Consider the following 16715-nt stretch of genomic DNA (forward strand, 5'->3'; position numbering starts at 1 on the left):
CCTGGGGCTGCGGGTCCTGGAGATGCGCCAACTGCCGGAGTGACGAGCCGGGGGCCGTCGTCCCCGGCCGGGCGCGAGGAGGAGTCATGAGCGTTTCGCCTGGTCCCGCACCACACACCGGACCGGACACCCCGTCGGGCGGACCGGACCGACCGTCCGACGGACCGTTCTCCGGGCGGGCTTCCGGACCGCCTGCCGGGACGGTGGGCGTCGATCCCGCCGAGGCGCTGGCCGTACTCGGGCGCTCCTGGACGTGGATCCTCGGCTCGGCGGTCGCCACCCTCGTGCCGGGCATCCTGGTCCTGGTCTGGCCGGACGAGACCCTGCACGTCCTGGCGGTCCTCATCGGCCTGTACCTGCTGGTGACCGGCGGCTTCCGGTTCGTCGCGGCGTTCGCCAGGGAGGACCACGGCGAACGCCTCACCGGGCTTCTGCTGGCGGTGCTCTACGTCGTCGCCGGGGTGCTGTGCCTGCGGAACCCGTTGCAGACGATCGCGACGCTCTCGCTGATCGTCGGGGTTCTCTGGCTGGTGTCCGGGATCCTCACCCTCCACACGGCGCTCGCCACCAAGGACCTGCCCCACCGGGGAGTCGTCCTCGGCGCCGCCGTGTTCGTCATCGTCGCGGGCATCGTGGTGCTCGCCCTGCCCACCGAGTCGGCCCGGGCGCTGACCCGGCTGCTCGGCCTGTGGCTCGTCCTGCTGGGCCTGGTCGAGGCGGCGGTCGCCTTCGCCTGGCGGGCCGCGCTGCGCCGGGCGCGACCGGCGGCGGGGCCGGGGGATCCCGCGGGGAGGGTCTGAGACGGCCGGCGCGCTCACCCGTCCCGGGTGAGGTGCCCGGGAACCGGCCCGCGCAAGGTGAGAACGGCACACAACGCCATGTCGGGCCCCGGCCCGGAAAAACGGAGGACAGAGATGAGTGGTGACACGTACCTCGCCTACGACTACCCGCTGCTGAGCGCCTTCTGGACCATGATGGTGTTCTTCCTGTGGGTCATGTGGTTCGTCCTGCTGTTCCGGATCGTCGTGGACATCTTCCGCGACGACGAACTCAGCGGCTGGGCCAAGGCCGGCTGGCTGGTGTTCTGCATCGTGCTGCCCTTCCTGGGCGTCTTCGTCTACGTGATCGCACGGGGCAAGAACATGGGACGCCGGGAGATCAAGCAGGCGCGGGATCAGCAGCAGGCCTTCGACAGCTACATCCGCGAGACCGCCAAGGGCACCGGCGGCCCCTCCAGCAGCGTCGACGAACTCGCCCGGCTCTCCGAGATCCGGGCCCGCGGGGACATCACGGACGAGGAGTTCGACAAGGCCAAGAAGATGGTCCTGAGCGGCTCCGGCCGCTGAGCGCACCGCACGCGACCGAGCCGGACCACACCGAATCGAGGCTTCGGGATGACAGCGACACACCCCACCCACGCGCCGTCGGCCGAGCGGCACACGGCGAAACAGCAATGGGCCGAGGGCCTGATGGTCTTCGCCGCCGTCACCCTCATGCTCGCCGGAGTGCTCGACATCTTCCGGGGCGTCATGGGGATCGCCGAGGACGACGTCTTCCTCTCCACCCGCAACTACGTGTTCGCGTTCGACCTCACCGGCTGGGGCTGGATCCACCTCGCCCTGGGCGCCGTCGCGGTGATCGTCAGCCTGGGACTGTTCCAGTCGGCGATGTGGGCGCGGGTCGCCGGCGTGGTCATCGCCGGGCTGATCGTCATCGCCAACTTCCTCTCCCTGCCGTACTACCCGCTCTGGTCCGTCGTGATGATCGCCTTCTCCGGGTTCGTCATCTGGGCACTGTGCGTCGTGAAGCCGGACAGGTCCGCCGACTGACCGGGGCGGGGCCGTCCCGTCCGCATCACCAGGAAGGCGGTAGACGATGTGCCGTTGGCTCGCCTACTCGGGAACCCCTGTCCTGCTCGAAACGATTCTCTACCGGCCGGCGCACTCGCTGATCGACCAGAGTCTGCACTCCAGGATGGGGGTGGAGACGACGAACGGTGACGGCTTCGGCGTCGGCTGGTACGGCGGCGAGGCGGAGGACGGGAGCCCCGCGGTCGTCCGCGAGATCGGCCCGGCGTGGAGCAACCGCAATCTGCGGGAGATCGCCGGTCACGTCCGCTCTCCGCTGTTCTTCGCGCACATCCGGGCCTCGACCGGCACGGCGGTGCAGCAGACCAACTCCCACCCGTTCCGGCACGGGCGCTGGATGTGGATGCACAACGGCGCGATCGCCGACTTCCACCGGATGCGCCGGGACCTCGCCCTGTCCGTCGACCCGCAGCTGTTCCTCGACATCGAGGGGTCGACGGACTCCGAGATGATGTTCTTCCTGGCGCTGACCCTCGGCCTGGAGGAGGATCCGCCGGGCGCCGTCGCGCGGATGGTCGGCCTGGTGGAACGCACCGGCCACGCACACGGGGTGGAGTTCCCGGTCCAGATGACGGTCGCCGTGACCGACGGACAACGGCTGTGGGCCTTCCGCTACTCCAGCCAGGGAGCCTCCCGCTCGCTGTTCTACAGCACCCGGGTGGAGACGCTCCGCTCGCTCCACCCCGACCTGGCGTTCCTGCGCGAGGTCTCCGACGAGACCCGTCTCATCGTCTCCGAGCCCCTGGGCGACCTGCCCGGCGCCTGGAACAAGGTGCCCGAGAGCACGTACGGCGTGGTGCAGCCGGGCGGCGACGACATCGTCCACTTCGTCCCGCGGGCGGCCTAGCGCGTACGGCCCCCGCGTCGGGCACGGCTCCCAAGGCACGTGGTCGTCCGTGCACATCGCTGGAGGCCCCTGGACGTCAGTGCACGGAGAAGCCGCCGTCGACGAAGAGCGCCTGCCCGGTCACGTAACCGGAGGAGCGGCCGGCCAGGAACACGGCGGCGCCGGCGAAGTCCTCGGCCAGGCCGTTGCGCCCGACCATCGTGCGCGCGGCCAGCGCCGCCACCTTCTCCGGGTCGGACTGCAACCGCGCGTTGAGCGGCGTCAGGACGAAGCCGGGCACCAGCGTGTTGCAGGTGACGCCGTACGGCGACCACGCCTCGGCCTGCGAGCGGGCCAGCGACTCCAGGGCACCCTTGGAGACGCCGTAGGCGCCGCTCTGCACGAACGCGCGGTGTGCCTGCTGGGAGCTGATGTGGATGATCCGTCCGAAGCCGCGCTCGGCCATACCGGGGCCGAACCGCAGGCCCAGCAGATAGGGCGCCTCCAGGTTCACCGCCATCGTGGCGTCCCACACCTCCTCGCCCAGCTCGCCCATCGGCGGCCGCAGGTTGATCCCGGCGCAGTTCACGAGGATGTCGGGCTCGCCGTACACCGCGGCCGCCTGTTCCGCGGCGGCGCGCACTCCGTCCCGGGTGCTCAGGTCGGCGCTCACCCAGGCCGCCCGACAGCCGTCCGCCGTCAGTTCGTCGACCGTGGCGGCCAGCTCCGCCTCCTTGCGCGCCACGATCACCACGCCCGCCCCCGCCCGGGCGAGGGCGCCGGCGATGGCCCGGCCGATGCCGGAGCTGCCGCCGGTCACCACGGCGACCCGGCCGTCCAGCGAGAACAGTGTGGAGAGGTAGGCGTCCGGGGTGCCGTGCGAGGGGCTGCGGGATGTCATGTCCGCACCCTAGACGGCGTCCACGGCCTCGCCGGCCGGGGTCCTTGCCAACCGAACTGTTCCGATATATCGTTGACGCATCGCGACAGATCAACGATGGAATGAAGGAGTGGTTTGCGATGCGTACCCACGGATTCGAGCGTGGACATGGACAGGACGACCCCCGACGCGGCCGCGGCCGTGGCGGCTTCGACGGACGGCGGGCGGCTTTCGGGCCCTTCGGTCCGGGTGGCCCGGGTGGTCCGGGATTCGGCCCCGGCGGTCCCGGCTTCGGCCCGGGCTTCGGTGGCCCCTGGGGCGGACGAGGGCGTGGCGGACCCAGGGGAAGGGCGCGGCGCGGTGACGTACGGGCCTCGATCCTGGCCCTGCTCAAGGACCGGCCCATGCACGGCTACGAGATGATCCAGGAGATCGCCGAGCGCAGCGGCGGGGCGTGGAAGCCCAGCCCGGGCTCGGTGTACCCCACCCTCCAGCTGCTGGAGGACGAGGGCCTGATCAGCAGCGCGAGCGAAGGCGGCAAGAAGCTGTTCTCGCTCACCGACGAAGGCCGCACGGCCGCCGAGGAGGGCCCGGAGGCCCCCTGGGAGGAGGCCTCGCGCGGGGTCGACTGGGAGGCCCTCAGTGAGATCCGACAGGCCGGCTTCGGTCTGATGGAGGCCTTCGGGCAGGTCTGGAAGACCGGCAGCAAGGAGCAGCGCGAGAAGGCGCTCACGGTCATCAACGACGCCCGCAAGAAGCTGTACCTGATCCTCGCCGACGAGGACTGATCGCCGTACGGCGATGCCGAGGCGCCCCGCGGAGTCATCCGCGGGGCGCCTCCGCGTGCTGTGCGCCCGCCCCGGTCAGGCGACCAGTCCGCCCAGCTTGCGCAGCGACTCGTTGAGTGCGGCCGTGCCCGAGTCCTTGAGCCTGCCCGCCATCAGCGACACGGCGGCGCCGGTGAACTCGCCGTCGATGCGGACCGTCGTGGCGTCCCCGTCGGGGGTCAGGGTGTAGCGGGTGGCGACGGACACCGCCATCGGACCCTTCCCGCGGATGGCGAGCACCCGGGCCGGCTCCAGTTCCGCCACCGTCCACTCGACCTCGGCCGGGAAGCCCATGAGCTTCATGTTCTCCTGGAAGGTCGCGCCCACTTCGAGGGTCTCGGGGCCGCCCTTGGGGAAGTTGGTGTGGGTCGCGTTCCACTCCCCGTGCGACGGCCAGTCGGTGAGCTGGGCCCACACCTTGTCGGCCGGTGCCTGGATGCGTGCCTCCGCGCTGACTTCGGCCATGCGACCACCTCTTCGTGTCGGGCAACTCGGGCTGCGGTGTCGCGGAAGGTAGCTCCAGGGCCTCGAACATTCAATACTGACGAACCGTCAGGAAATGTGGAGGAGTGCGTCGGCGACGCCCTCGGAGCGCCTCTCGGAGGCGAATCGGCCTGATCTCATCCGTAGGGAGGAGATTCCGGTGGCCGGGGTCCGCTCTGTGTGGGACGCGAAGATGCTCCCCGCCGGGGATGACCACACCCGGCCGGGACTGATGGGGTGGGGTTGTGCAATCCCGTACTTCCCGGCAGTCGCCCCAGAACCCGGCGGCGCACGGCATGGACGACGACCCCAGGCTCGCCGCCGAGCCCGCGGCGGCGCTCGCCGCCGCCCGCCGCAGGGCGGTGCGGGACGGGGACCGGCAGATCGACACCGCCCACCTGCTGCACTCGCTCCTGGAGCAGGACCCCCAGGTGCGCGCCGCCTTCGACGGCGGACCCCAGCTCGCCCGGCTGCTCGGCTACCTCGTCCAGCGCAGCATCGGCTACGGCCTGCGCTGGCAGAGCGGAGTCGAGGACTCCGGGACCCGGCCCGTGGTGACGGTCGTCGAAGGTCTCTCCCCGCTGGCCGCGGCCGCGCTGGAGCACGCGCGCGTGCGGGCCGCCCGGCGGGACGGCGCGCCGGCCCGGGGCGTCGACCTGCTCGCGGCGATCGTCGCGGACCCGCGGGCGCGCGCCGTCGAGGTGCTGACCCACGCCGCCGTCGACGTCCCTCGGCTGCGCGCGCGCATCGAGGACGGTCCGCAGGAGCGCGAGGCCCGCGCCGGAGGCGGCGAAGGCGCCTGCTGAGCCCGCTCCGGCCGCCCTCGCCCGCCGTCCGGGGCCGTCCAGCCGATGAGACAGGTGTCAACGGGGATGACGCTCATGTCATCGCCTGTCATCATGTGCCGGTGCATACGTCTGTGAGCAGTGAGCGCAAGCGCGGAAAGGGCATCGGGCTCGGTCTGGCGATCGGGTCGGCCATCGCCTTCGGCGGATCCGGGGTCGCGGCCAAGCCGCTGATCGAGGCGGGCCTCGACCCGCTGCACGTGGTGTGGCTGCGGGTGACCGGCGCGGCCCTGGTGATGCTGCCGCTCGCCGTACGCCACCGCGCGCTGCTGCGCACCCGCCCGGCACTGCTCGCCGGGTTCGGTCTGCTCGGCGTGGCGGGGGTGCAGGCGTTCTACTTCGCCGCGATCTCCCGCATCCCGGTCGGTGTCGCGCTGCTCGTCGAGTACCTCGCGCCCGCGCTGGTGCTCGGCTGGGTGCGGTTCGTGCAGCGGCGGCCCGTGACGCGCGCCGCCGCGCTCGGCGTGGTCCTCGCGGTGGGCGGGCTGGCCTGTGTCGTCGAGGTCTGGTCGGGGCTGAGCTTCGACGCCGTCGGCCTGGCGCTCGCGCTCGCGGCCGCCTGCTGCCAGGTCGGCTACTTCGTCCTGTCCGACCAGGGCAGCGACTCCGGGGACGACGCCCCCGATCCGCTCGGCGTCATCGCGTACGGCCTCCTGGTGGGTGCCGTCGTCCTGACCGCCGTCTCCCGCCCCTGGAACATGGACTGGTCCGTGCTCGCGCACACCGCCGGTATGAACGGCACCGAGGTCTCCGCCTGGCTGCTGCTCGCCTGGATCGTGCTGATCGCGACGGTGGTCGCGTACGTCACCGGCGTGGTCTCCGTGCGCCGGCTCTCTCCCCAGGTCGCCGGCGTGGTGGCCTGTCTGGAGGCGGTCATCGCGACGGTGCTGGCATGGGTGCTGCTCGGCGAGCACCTGTCGGCGCCGCAGATCGTGGGCGGGGCGGTGGTTCTCCTGGGCGCCTTCATCGCGCAGTCGTCCGCACCGGCCAAGGGCGGCTCGGAGCCGGTGGCCGGCGGCAGCCCCGAACGGGAACTGTCGGCCCGCGGAACGGCCGCGTAGGTTCCCGACCCCGTCACCCGATCACCCTTTCCGGCACACGCCTTCCGGCACACGCCTTCCGGGCGGGCCCCGGCCGCCTGGGGCGAGCCGTTCGGTCAGCGAACCGGTCGGCGAACCGGTCACCGATTCGGTCGTCGGTGCGGTCGCCGGTGCGGCACTCTCGGCGTCACGGGGCGGCCCGGGGGCAACCTGACGGGCCCGGGATGCCTCGCCTCGCCAAGCCGGTCCGGTCCGGTTCGGTCCGGCCTGGTCGGCCTGGTCGGCCCGGTCGGACCGGTTCGGTCCGATGGCAGGGGCGGGCGCGGGCCGGGGTTCGTGCCCTCGCTCGCGCCGTCCCGTGCGTCACCTCGGACGGTCACGCCCGTCGTCGTCGAGACAGGTGCTCGGCGGCCGCCGCGTCGCGTGGGCCGCCGCGGGCGGCCAGGCCGGCGGCGATACGGTCCTGGGTCTCGCTCGGCCGGTGCGCCGCGTACTTGAACTTCGCGCGTACGCCGGTCACTTCGAGGCGGATGCCACGGATGCCGGAGAGCAGACGGCCGTACGGTGCCTCGCCGACCGTGGGCCGGGCGGAGCCGCCCTCCGGCTGGAAGTGGCCCAGCTGGCGTTCGAGCAGCTCGGCCTTGGCGGTCGGATCGTCCACGATGTGCGCCGTGCAGCGGAGCTGGACCGCCGCGTAGAAGCTGGTCGGGGTGCCGTGCTCGGCGGGGGCGCCCGGCGGTGCCTGCCACGGGCCGGGCACGAACACGTAGTCGTCGACCACGCTCAGGACCACGGTCGGGTCCGCCTCCAGGGCGGGCCACAGGGGGTTGGGCCGGGCCAGGTGGGTGACGGCCTCGCCGGTGGCGGGGTCGTAGGCGAAGTGCAGCGGCTGGACGAACGGGGGCTCGCCCGGCGGGCCGTTGACCGCGAGCTGGCCGAAGTCGTGGCGGGACAGCCAGGTGCGCCACTCGCCGTCGTCGTGGGGCGCGTCCCAGGGGTGGATGAGCATCACGGCACCGCGAGGTAGTCGGGGAGCACGGTGCCGGGGGCGAGGTCGGCGTCCGGGAGCGGCGCGTCGTAACCCTTGCGCAGCGGGACCACGCCGGCCCAGTGGGGGAGGCCGAGGTCCTCCGGTTCCTCGTTCACCCCGCCGGTGCGGGTCTTGGCCGAGACCTCGTTCAGGTCGAGGCGGATCACCGCGGTCGCCGCCAGTTCCTTCTTGTTGGCGGGGCGCGAGTCGGCGGCCCGGCCCGGGACCACATGGTCGACGAGGGCGTCGAGCGCGGTGAGCTTCTCCTGCGGGTCCGTCACGTCGTACGCGATGCCGTGCACCACGACCGAGCGGTAGTTGATCGAGTGGTGGAAGGCCGAGCGGGCCAGCACCAGGCCGTCGACATGCGTCACCGTCAGGCACACCGGCAGCCCCGGGTCCGCCTGTCCCGTCATCCGCAGCGGCCGCGAACCCGTGGAGCCGTGCACGTAGAGCGTCTCGCCGACCCTGCCGTACAGCGTCGGCAGCACGACCGGCGCGCCGTCGCGGACGAAGCCGAGGTGGCAGACGTAGCCCTCGTCGAGTATCGCGTGCACGAGCTCCCTGTCGTACGAGGCCTTCTGCGCGGACCGCGTGGGGATCGTGCGGTCGGTCGGGGTGTAGGCGGCGGTCCGTGTCGTCGTCTCCGGGGTCCCCTGCATGGCGTTCTCCATTGCACTAGTGCATAATAGGCTTTGTGCTAGGAGAATATCGGATCAAAGGCCGGCGTGCAGCGGACATTTCCGCGAGCGTCGAGGCGGCGGTGGGCGCCGGCGAGCTGGCTCCGGGGCAACTGCTTCCGCCCATGCGGGAGTTGGCGACCGCGCTGGGGGTGAACCCGAACACCGTCGCGGCCGCCTATCGCACCCTGCGGGAGCGCGGGGTGATCGAGACCGACGGCCGGCGAGGCAGCCGGGTGCGGGCGAAGCCCGCCACGACCGGGCGCGAGTTCCTCCGGGTCGAGGTATCGGAGGGCGTACGGGACGCGGCCGCCGGCAACCCGGACACGGCGCTGCTGCCACCGCTGGCGCCGGCGTTCGCGTGGGCCGCCGCGCAGGGCGACCGGGAGCCGGTCCTGTACGGACACGCTCCGCTGGAGCCCGAACTGGCGCGGCTGGCGCGGGCCGAACTGGACGCCGACGGTGTGCCGGCCGGACCCGTGGCCGTCGCCTCCGGTTCGCTGGACGCGATCGAACGCGTTCTCGCCGCGCATGTGAGGCCGGGCGACACCGTGGCCGTCGAGGATCCCGGCTGGGGCTCCCTGCTCGACCTCGTCCCGGCGCTCGGGCTGCGCCCGGTTCCGGTCGGCGTCGACGACGACGGGCCGCTGCCCGAGCAGGTGCGTCGCGCCCTCGATGGCGGGGCCCGCGCCCTGATCGTCACCGACCGGGCGCAGAACCCGACCGGCGCGGCGGTGAGTGCCGCACGCGCGCGTGCCCTGCGTGCCGTGCTGCGGGAACACCCGCGGACCGTGCTCGTCGAGGACGACCACGGTCACGGCATCGTCGACCTCCCGCTGCACCCCCTCGCGGGCGTCACCCGGCACTGGGCGTTCGTGCGCTCGGTGGCCAAGGCGTACGGCCCCGATCTGCGGTTCGCCGTGCTCACCGGGGACGAGGTCACCCTCGACCGGGTCCGCGGGCGGCAGCGGCTCGGCCCCGGGTGGGTCAGCCGGATCACCCAGCGGGCGGTGCTGCGGCTCTGGGCCGACGGGGCGGTGGACGCGCGGGTGGTCGCCGAGGCCTACGGAAGCCGGCGGGACGCGCTGATCGCGGCGCTGGCCGGGCGGGGGGTCGAGGCGCGCGGCCGCAGTGGGATGAACGTGTGGATCCCCGTGCCGGACGAGACGGGGGCCGTCGCCCGGTTGCTCCAGGCGGGGTGGGCCGTCGCGCCCGGAGCACGCTTTCGGATCGAGGCTCCGCCCGGAATCAGGATCACCGTGTCGACACTCGGCCGGGAGGAGGTCGGCCCGCTGGCGGACGCCGTCGCCTCCGCGGTCCGGGTGGGTGGCGCGCGCGGGTACGTCTAGGGCGGGGAAACGCTGCGGGGGTGGTCCCGGCGACCGCCGGGCCGTCTCGGTTCGCATGCCCGCAGCGGGCGGCTGAACCCGCGCCTCCGGGACCAGGTCCCGCACCTCGCACCCCCGGTCCCCGGTCCCGTGCGCCGGGGAGGGGGATCGAGCTCTGGGGTCAGGACCTGCTCCGGGCCTGGGTCAGTGCGGCTCCCGCCAGGACGATCGCCGCGCCCACCGGGGTCGACCAGCTCAGCGGCTCGCCGAGGATCGCGACGCCCGCCGCGGTCGCGATGACGGGGATGAAGTAGGTCACCATCTGGGCCGTCGTCGGACCGACCTCCGTGACCAGGCCGTACTGGATCAGCAGGGCGAGGCCCGTGCCGAGCGCGCCCAGGGCGGCCGTCGCGAGCAGCGGGACCAGCGGGAAACGGCTCGGGAGGGTGGTGAACAGCGGGGTGACGACGGCCAGTTGGAGCGTGGCCAGCAGGAGCTGCCCGCCGGTCATCGACAGGGCCGAGGAGCCGGTGTTCGCCAGGGTGCGGCGGAGGTAGATCCAGCCGATCGGGTAGCTGAGCGAGGCCAGCAGGGCCAGGGTCGTGCCCCGGGCGTCCAGGCCGTGGAAGCCCTGCCAGGCGCCCAGGACCGTCAGGACGCCCAGGAAGCCGAGGCCGAGGCCCGCGACGCGCAGCCGGGTCGGCCGGTCCTCCGACAGCGCCACCAGGGACAGGGCCATGCCCCACAGGGGCGAGGTCGCGTTGCAGATCCCGGCCAGGGTGGAGGGAATGGTCAGCTCGGCGTAGGCGAACAGGGAGAAGGGCAGGGCGTTGAGCAGGAACGCCGCCACCGTCAGATGAGCCCAGGTGCGGGCCCCGCGCGGCAGCCGCTCGCGCTTCACCACCATCGCGACCGCCAGGACCGCCGTACCGAACAGCAGCCGGCCCAGGGTGACCTGGAAGGGCGCGTAGCCGTCGGTGCCCACCTTGATGAGCAGGAAGCTGAAGCCCCAGATCAGCGACAGCACGCCGAAGCGCAGGCGCCAGTCGAGGGTGCGGCGGGGGCGGACGGGGGCTTGCGGGGAGGTCCGGGCCGGGGTGGTGACAGCAGTCATGAGCGTAACGATGCTGTACATCGTCCCGTCACACAATCGAGAATATTCGAGCGATACCTCGTAGCATCACTTACATGTTGAACCTGGAGCGACTGCGCACCCTCGACGCCCTGGCCCGGCACGGCTCGGTCAGCGGCGCCGCCACGGGTCTGCACATCACCACCTCGGCCGTCTCACAGCAGATGGCCAAGCTGGAACGGGAGGTCGGGCAGCGGCTCCTCGCCAAGCAGGGCCGAGGGGTGCGGCTCACGGACGCGGGGCGGCTGCTCGCCGACCACGCGTCCCGGATCCTGTCGCAGGTCGAGCTCGCCCAGTCGGATCTGGAGGCCCAGCGCGGACAGGTGGTGGGGGAGCTGCGGCTCTCCGCGTTCCCGACCGCGGCACGCGGGCTGTTTCCCGTCGCGCTCGCCGAGCTGCGCAAGGCGCACCCGGGGCTGCGGCTGCGCTCGTGCGAGCTGGAACCGGAGCGCGGGGTGGCCGGCGTGGTCCGCGGCGACCTCGACCTCGCCGTCGTCCTGGACTGGTACAACAAGCCGATGCCGGTGCCGGACGGCCTGGTCAAGGCGCCCATCCTGGACGATCCCGCCGATGTCGCGATGCCGGCCGGGCACCCCCTCGCGGGCCGGGACGAGGTGGACCTGGCGGAGTTCGCCGAGGACGAGTGGATCACCTGGGGCGAGGGCGAGTTCTGCCACGAGTGGCTGATGTTCACGCTGCGCTCGCGGGGCGTCGAGCCGATCGTCGGGCACCGGGCGGCCGAGACGCACACCCAACTCGGCCTGGTGGCCGCCGGACTGGGCGTCTGCATCGCGCCGCTGCTCGGACGGCACCCGGTGCCCGAGGGCGTCGTGACGGTCCCGCTGCGGCAGCGGGTGCGCCGGCACGTGTACGTGCTCTGGCGGGCGGACGCCGACCGCCGCCCGTCGATCCGGGCGGCGGTCGAGGCGCTCAAGGCCGCGGGGAAGGCCGTGGGCTGAACGGTCCTACACACCGCCCAGCTTGCGGAAGTCCCACGACACGATCTTCGCCGGGGTCAGCCGCACCCACGCGTGCCGGCCGTCGTGCGGCATGGCGTCCAGGCCGAAGTTCTTGCGCGCGAACAGCGTCTCCACGGCGTCGAGTTCGGCACACAGCTCGCCGGTGCGCGGGCTCTCGCCCACGAACTCCACGACGCCGGACAGCTCCACGCCCCGCAGCGCGTCGTACTCCTCGCCCGTGTCGATCACGATCGCGACCCGCGGATCGCGGTTCAGGTCCGCCCAGCGCTTGCTGCGCACGACCGAGTACAGCCACAACGCGGAGCCGTCCCAGAGAAACCACAGGGCGCTGACGTGCGGTGCGCCGTCGGTGGACACGGTCGCGACCCGGCAGGTGCGCTGGAGGGTGAGGAACGCGTCCAGTTCACCCGGCGACATCATGATCTTCCGGCCCCGGCGCTGAGTGACGGTCATCCGGCCCCCTCATTCTTTTCTTGTGTGTACGTGCCGCTCTCCTGAAATGTCGTCAGGAAAGCATGGGTGTTCTTCCTTCTGCGCGCAATGGCGGTTACTGTCGCCCGCTCCACACCGACGCCAGGGGGAGTCATGCCGTCGTACGAACAGCTCAGCGCCCTCCTCGACCCGGCGAGCACGGTCCTGATCACGGTGGAGTGCCAGCAGGGCGTCGTCGGACCCGGTGCCGCCCTGCCTCAACTCGCCCGTGAGGCGAGGGAGTCGGGGGCCCTCGCCAACGTCGCCCGGCTGGTGGCGGCCGCCCATGCGAGCGGCGTCCAGGTCGTGCACGCCGTCGCCGAGCGCCGCCCCGACGGCCGGGGCGCCAACCGCAACGCCCGGCTGTTCCGCGCCGCCGAGCGCCTTCCCGTCCAGCAGCTCACCGGTACCGACGCGACCCGCCTGGCGCCTCCGATCGAGGTGGCCGAGCAGGACCTCGTGGTACGGCGGCTGCACGGGCTGTCGCCGGTCCAGGGCACCGACGTCGACGCCCTGCTGCGCAACCTGGGCTGCCGCACCCTGGTGGTGACCGGCGTCTCGGCCAACGTGGCGATCCCGAACACCGTCTTCGACGCCGTCAACCGGGGCTACACGGCCGTCGTGCCGTCGGACGCCATCGCCGGGGTGCCTGCCGACTACACCCCCGCGATGATCCGCCACACCCTCGCATTGGTCGCTACGGTCGCGACCACGGACGAGGTGCTGGCCTGCCTCCGGCAGCCGGCCGTCAGGCCAGCGTGATCGAGTCGCCGCTGACGGTGATCGACACCTCGGGCAGCGGTTTCTGCGCGGGACCGCTCTTCACGCTGCCGTCCGTGATCGAGAAGTTGCTGTTGTGACAGGGGCAGTTGATCACGCCGTCGGAGATGCTCTTCACCGCGCAGCCCTGATGGGTGCAGACGGCGGAGAACGCCTTGTACGTGCCCGCCGTCGGCTGGGTGACGACCACCTTCTCGGAGGCGAACACCTTGCCGCCGCCCTCGGGTATGTCGGCGGTGGTGGTGAGCGCGGCGCCGGCCGCGGCGTTGTCCCCGCCGCCCGTGCCGCCGGTGCTCGCGGCCTCCGACGTGCCGGCCGAGGCGGACGAGCTCGACGAGTCGTCGTCGGAGCCTCCGCACGCGGTCAGCGCGACGGAGAGTCCCGCGGCTCCGGCGGCTGCCACGACGGTACGGCGGGCGGGCCCCGACGCGGACTTGATCGATGCGCTGGTCATGCTGGAGGTTCCCTTCCAGGGGAGTGCGTGGATCTGCCGAGAGGTACGAGCCGCGGACGCCGCTCGTTCAGCACCCCCGCCAAGTCCGGACAGTGTCGAGATATTGACCCGTTCGAGATGAGTGCGGCGTAAGCCTGAGCTGTCGCCGAGCTGTCGGCCCCGCATCGTTCCAGGCCCAGTAGCCTGGGGCGATGCTCAAGGAAGTCACCGCGACCCGCTTCGTCACCCCCCTGCGTGAGGGCGGATCCCTGCCGGGACTCGTCGAGGCCGACGACCTCGGTCTGTACGTCATGAAGTTCACCGGCGCCGGACAGGGCCGCAAGACGCTGGTCGCCGAGGTGGTCTGCGGCGAACTCGCCCGCAGGCTCGGCTTCCGGGTGCCCCGCCTGGTGACCGTGCAGCTCGACATCGTGCTCGGCCTCGGTGAACCCGACCAGCAGGTACAGGAGTTGCTGAAGTCCAGCGGCGGCACCAACCTCGGCATGGACTTCCTCTCCGGCGCCCTCGGCTTCGACCCGCTCGCCTTCCCGGTGACCTCCGAGGAGGCCGGCCGGATCGTCTGGTTCGACGCGCTCGTGAACAACGTCGACCGTTCCTGGCGCAACCCCAACCTGCTGGTGCACCGCGGCGACCTGTGGATCGTCGATCACGGCGCCACCATGATCTGGCAGCACAACTGGCCCACCGCCGAGGCCTCCGCGGCCCGCCCCTACGACGCCTCCGACCACGCGCTCGTCCCGTTCGGACCCGACGTGGCGGCCGCGGCGGCGGACCTGGCGCCGCGGATCACCGCCGACCTCCTCGCCGAGGTCACCGCCGAGATCCCCGACGTCTGGCTGACGGACGAGCCGGGCTTCGACACCCCGGACGCGCTCCGCCGGGCCTACGCGGCGCCGCTGCTCGCCCGCGCCGCCGTCATCCACGACCGCATCAAGGGGACCAAGTGACCGAGCGCCACATCATCCGGCCGGGCCAGGGCGGCGACCGGGACGTCTTCGAGTACGCCCTGCTGCGCGTCGTACCGCGCGTCGAGCGCGGCGAGTGCGTCAACGCGGGTGTGCTGGTGTACTGCCGCGGCCGGGACTACGTCGGCGCCCGCACCCACCTCGACGAGGCGAAGCTGCTGGCGCTGGACCCGGACGCCGACGTGGCCGGGGTGCGGGCCGCGCTGCGGGCGGTGGAGGGCGTGTGCGCGGGCGGCGCGTCGGCCGGACAGGCGGCGCACGACGACGCCGGACGGCGCTTCCGCTGGCTGATCGCGCCCCGCTCGACGATCGTCCAGCCGGGCCCCGTCCACACGGGGCTCACCAGGGATCCCGCCGCCGAGACGGAGCGGCTGCTCGAACTGCTGGTGAGGTAATGGATCACACCCGCGCCGTGTGGCGTTGACACCGGGTGCCAGGGCTTCTAGCGTCACGTCTGTCGAAGGTACTAAGCGGTCGCTCACCACTCGGGCGCATCCAGATTTTCTCAAGGGCGAGGAGAATCAGCAATGTCCACCACTGAGCAGCGGGTCGCCGTGGTCACGGGCGCGGCGCGGGGCATCGGAGCCGCCACCGCCGTACGGCTGGCCGCGGAAGGCCGCGCGGTCGCGGTCGTCGACCTCGACGAGGCCGCCTGCAAGGACACCGTCGAGAAGATCACCGCGGCGGGCGGCAAGGCCGTCGCGGTCGGCGCCGACGTCTCCGACGAGGCCCAGGTCGAGGCGGCGATCGCCCGCATCGTCGAGGAGCTCGGCGCGCCGACGATCCTCGTCAACAACGCGGGCGTGCTCCGCGACAACCTGCTGTTCAAGATGAGCGTCGCCGACTGGGACACCGTCCTGGGCGTGCACCTGCGCGGCTCGTTCCTGATGACCAAGGCCGTCCAGAAGCACATGGTCGACGCCGGCTTCGGCCGGGTCGTCAACCTGTCGTCCTCCTCGGCGCTCGGCAACCGCGGCCAGGCCAACTACTCCGCCGCCAAGGCCGGTCTCCAGGGCTTCACCAAGACCCTCGCCATCGAGCTCGGCAAGTTCGGCATCACCGCCAACGCCGTCGCCCCCGGCTTCATCGCGACCGACATGACCGCCGCGACCGCCGCCCGGGTCGGCATGGGCTTCGAGGAGTTCAAGGCCGCGGCCGCCACCCAGATCCCGGTCGCGCGCGTCGGCGAGCCCGACGACATCGCCAACGCGATCGCCTTCTTCACGAACGAGGCCGCCGGCTTCGTCTCCGGCCAGGTGCTGTACGTCGCCGGCGGACCGCTCGACTAAAGGCCACCAGGTAAAGGCCACCAGGGAGCACTAGGAAGCACTGGGGATCACGAACATGACTGAACTGCCCGCACTCTCCGGCAAGGTCGCCCTCGTCACGGGCGCCAGCCGCGGTATCGGCTACGGCGTCGCCGAGGCACTCGTCGCCCGTGGCGACCGGGTCTGCATCACCGGCCGCAACGAGGACGCGCTCAAGGAGGCCGTCGAGCAGCTCGGCGCCGACCGGGTCATCGGCGTCGCCGGCAAGGCGCACGACCTGGCGCACCAGGCCGTCGCCGTCGAGCGCACGATGGAGGCCTTCGGCCGCGTCGACTACCTGGTCAACAACGCCGGTACGAACCCGGTGTTCGGGCCGATCGCCGACCTCGACCTCGACGTGGCCCGCAAGGTCTTCGAGACCAACGTGGTCTCCGCGCTCGGCTTCGCGCAGCGGACCTGGCACGCCTGGCAGAAGGACAACGGCGGCGCGATCGTCAACATCGCCTCCGTCGCGGGACTCTCCGCCTCGCCCTTCATCGGCGCGTACGGCATCAGCAAGGCCGCGATGATCAACCTGACCCAGCAGCTGGCGCACGAGTTCGCGCCGCGGGTGCGGGTCAACTCGATCGCCCCGGCCGTGGTGAAGACGAAGTTCGCCCAGGCCCTGTACGAGGGCCGCGAGGAGGAGGCGGCCGCCGCCTATCCGCTCGCCCGGCTCGGCGTGCCCTCCGACATCGGCGGCACCGCCGCGTTCCTCACCTCGGAGCAGTCGGACTGGATCACCGGCCAGACGCTCGTCGTGGACGGCGGAATCTTCCTCAACGCCGGCGTGGGCTGATCCCGGCATGGCTTGAATCG

The 16715-nt window shown here is 72.2% G+C and carries 21 protein-coding genes; 14 read left to right on the forward strand and 7 right to left on the reverse strand.

The window, feature by feature from the left end:
- Positions 1 to 86: 86 nt before the first annotated feature.
- The 4 genes from ABT070_RS04360 (at position 87) to ABT070_RS04375 (ending at position 2715) form a co-directional block, all read left to right on the forward strand.
- Positions 87 to 800, forward strand: a complete 714-nt coding sequence (locus ABT070_RS04360; RefSeq protein WP_351754483.1) for an HdeD family acid-resistance protein — start codon at positions 87 to 89, stop codon at positions 798 to 800.
- A gap of 114 nt (positions 801 to 914) precedes the next feature.
- On the forward strand, positions 915 to 1346 hold the full coding sequence (locus tag ABT070_RS04365) for an SHOCT domain-containing protein (RefSeq protein WP_351754486.1): 432 nt from the start codon (positions 915 to 917) through the stop codon (positions 1344 to 1346).
- A gap of 48 nt (positions 1347 to 1394) precedes the next feature.
- A complete protein-coding gene (locus ABT070_RS04370) occupies positions 1395 to 1829 on the forward strand; it encodes a DUF7144 family membrane protein (protein WP_351754488.1) in 435 nt (144 codons plus the stop codon).
- A gap of 46 nt (positions 1830 to 1875) precedes the next feature.
- Positions 1876 to 2715: a class II glutamine amidotransferase gene (locus tag ABT070_RS04375; RefSeq protein WP_351754490.1), complete on the forward strand. Its 840-nt coding sequence runs from the start codon at positions 1876 to 1878 to the stop codon at positions 2713 to 2715.
- A 76-nt stretch (positions 2716 to 2791) separates the two neighbouring features.
- Here ABT070_RS04375 and ABT070_RS04380 read toward each other — a convergent pair whose 3' ends face one another.
- Positions 2792 to 3595, reverse strand: a complete 804-nt coding sequence (locus ABT070_RS04380; RefSeq protein ID WP_351754493.1) for an SDR family NAD(P)-dependent oxidoreductase — start codon at positions 3593 to 3595, stop codon at positions 2792 to 2794.
- Between the two features lie 119 nt (positions 3596 to 3714).
- Between ABT070_RS04380 and ABT070_RS04385 the strand changes: the two genes are divergently transcribed.
- Complete coding sequence (locus ABT070_RS04385) at positions 3715 to 4362, forward strand: PadR family transcriptional regulator (RefSeq protein WP_351754495.1); 648 nt, start codon at positions 3715 to 3717, stop codon at positions 4360 to 4362.
- Between the two features lie 75 nt (positions 4363 to 4437).
- Here the strand turns inward: ABT070_RS04385 and ABT070_RS04390 are convergent, their stop codons facing one another.
- The gene (locus tag ABT070_RS04390) at positions 4438 to 4866 is read right to left on the reverse strand and encodes a type II toxin-antitoxin system Rv0910 family toxin (protein WP_351754498.1); all 429 of its coding nucleotides are present in this window, start codon (positions 4864 to 4866) and stop codon (positions 4438 to 4440) included.
- 263 nt (positions 4867 to 5129) lie between these two features.
- Here ABT070_RS04390 and ABT070_RS04395 point away from each other — a divergent pair, with 263 nt between their 5' ends.
- Both ABT070_RS04395 and ABT070_RS04400 read left to right on the forward strand, forming a co-directional pair.
- Positions 5130 to 5690, forward strand: a complete 561-nt coding sequence (locus ABT070_RS04395) for a Clp protease N-terminal domain-containing protein (RefSeq protein WP_451102672.1) — start codon at positions 5130 to 5132, stop codon at positions 5688 to 5690.
- Between the two features lie 95 nt (positions 5691 to 5785).
- A complete protein-coding gene (locus ABT070_RS04400; RefSeq protein WP_351754500.1) occupies positions 5786 to 6790 on the forward strand; it encodes an EamA family transporter in 1005 nt (334 codons plus the stop codon).
- A 355-nt stretch (positions 6791 to 7145) separates the two neighbouring features.
- Here ABT070_RS04400 and ABT070_RS04405 read toward each other — a convergent pair whose 3' ends face one another.
- Both ABT070_RS04405 and ABT070_RS04410 read right to left on the reverse strand, forming a co-directional pair.
- Positions 7146 to 7778 (reverse strand): FMN-binding negative transcriptional regulator, encoded by a 633-nt coding sequence (locus ABT070_RS04405; RefSeq protein WP_351754503.1) that lies wholly within the window; start codon positions 7776 to 7778, stop codon positions 7146 to 7148.
- The gene (locus ABT070_RS04410; protein ID WP_351754505.1) at positions 7778 to 8461 is read right to left on the reverse strand and encodes a pyridoxamine 5'-phosphate oxidase family protein; all 684 of its coding nucleotides are present in this window, start codon (positions 8459 to 8461) and stop codon (positions 7778 to 7780) included. The genes ABT070_RS04405 and ABT070_RS04410 overlap by 1 nt, the downstream gene beginning before the upstream one ends.
- Positions 8462 to 8496: 35 nt before the next feature.
- On the opposite strand from ABT070_RS04410, the gene ABT070_RS04415 reads away from it, so the two are divergent.
- Positions 8497 to 9828: an aminotransferase class I/II-fold pyridoxal phosphate-dependent enzyme gene (locus tag ABT070_RS04415; protein ID WP_351754508.1), complete on the forward strand. Its 1332-nt coding sequence runs from the start codon at positions 8497 to 8499 to the stop codon at positions 9826 to 9828.
- A 160-nt stretch (positions 9829 to 9988) separates the two neighbouring features.
- On the opposite strand, the gene ABT070_RS04420 is transcribed toward ABT070_RS04415, so the two are convergent.
- Positions 9989 to 10921 (reverse strand): DMT family transporter, encoded by a 933-nt coding sequence (locus ABT070_RS04420; RefSeq protein WP_351754511.1) that lies wholly within the window; start codon positions 10919 to 10921, stop codon positions 9989 to 9991.
- Positions 10922 to 10995: 74 nt separating this feature from the next.
- Here ABT070_RS04420 and ABT070_RS04425 point away from each other — a divergent pair, with 74 nt between their 5' ends.
- Positions 10996 to 11898 (forward strand): LysR family transcriptional regulator, encoded by a 903-nt coding sequence (locus tag ABT070_RS04425; RefSeq protein WP_351754513.1) that lies wholly within the window; start codon positions 10996 to 10998, stop codon positions 11896 to 11898.
- A 6-nt stretch (positions 11899 to 11904) separates the two neighbouring features.
- Here the strand turns inward: ABT070_RS04425 and ABT070_RS04430 are convergent, their stop codons facing one another.
- Positions 11905 to 12372: a pyridoxamine 5'-phosphate oxidase family protein gene (locus tag ABT070_RS04430; RefSeq protein WP_351754515.1), complete on the reverse strand. Its 468-nt coding sequence runs from the start codon at positions 12370 to 12372 to the stop codon at positions 11905 to 11907.
- 132 nt (positions 12373 to 12504) lie between these two features.
- Between ABT070_RS04430 and ABT070_RS04435 the strand changes: the two genes are divergently transcribed.
- Positions 12505 to 13152 (forward strand): cysteine hydrolase family protein, encoded by a 648-nt coding sequence (locus ABT070_RS04435; RefSeq protein WP_351754517.1) that lies wholly within the window; start codon positions 12505 to 12507, stop codon positions 13150 to 13152.
- Here ABT070_RS04435 and ABT070_RS04440 read toward each other — a convergent pair.
- A complete protein-coding gene (locus ABT070_RS04440) occupies positions 13139 to 13624 on the reverse strand; it encodes a Rieske (2Fe-2S) protein (RefSeq protein ID WP_351754520.1) in 486 nt (161 codons plus the stop codon). The genes ABT070_RS04435 and ABT070_RS04440 overlap by 14 nt on opposite strands.
- Positions 13625 to 13815: 191 nt before the next feature.
- On the opposite strand from ABT070_RS04440, the gene ABT070_RS04445 reads away from it, so the two are divergent.
- From ABT070_RS04445 to ABT070_RS04460, 4 genes are all read left to right on the forward strand, one after another.
- Positions 13816 to 14571 (forward strand): HipA family kinase, encoded by a 756-nt coding sequence (locus ABT070_RS04445; RefSeq protein WP_351754523.1) that lies wholly within the window; start codon positions 13816 to 13818, stop codon positions 14569 to 14571.
- Positions 14568 to 14984, forward strand: a complete 417-nt coding sequence (locus ABT070_RS04450; protein WP_351754526.1) for a DUF3037 domain-containing protein — start codon at positions 14568 to 14570, stop codon at positions 14982 to 14984. The genes ABT070_RS04445 and ABT070_RS04450 overlap by 4 nt, the downstream gene beginning before the upstream one ends.
- 132 nt (positions 14985 to 15116) lie before the next feature.
- Positions 15117 to 15878 carry a 3-oxoacyl-ACP reductase FabG gene (gene fabG, locus ABT070_RS04455; protein ID WP_351754529.1) on the forward strand — a complete coding sequence of 254 codons (762 nt, stop codon included), beginning with the start codon at positions 15117 to 15119 and terminating at the stop codon, positions 15876 to 15878.
- Between the two features lie 55 nt (positions 15879 to 15933).
- A complete protein-coding gene (locus ABT070_RS04460; RefSeq protein ID WP_351754531.1) occupies positions 15934 to 16695 on the forward strand; it encodes an SDR family oxidoreductase in 762 nt (253 codons plus the stop codon).
- Positions 16696 to 16715: the final 20 nt, after the last annotated feature.

The organism is Streptomyces sp. NPDC002884, assembly GCF_040295245.1.
In the GTDB taxonomy this organism is placed as follows: Bacteria; Actinomycetota; Actinomycetes; order Streptomycetales; family Streptomycetaceae; genus Streptomyces.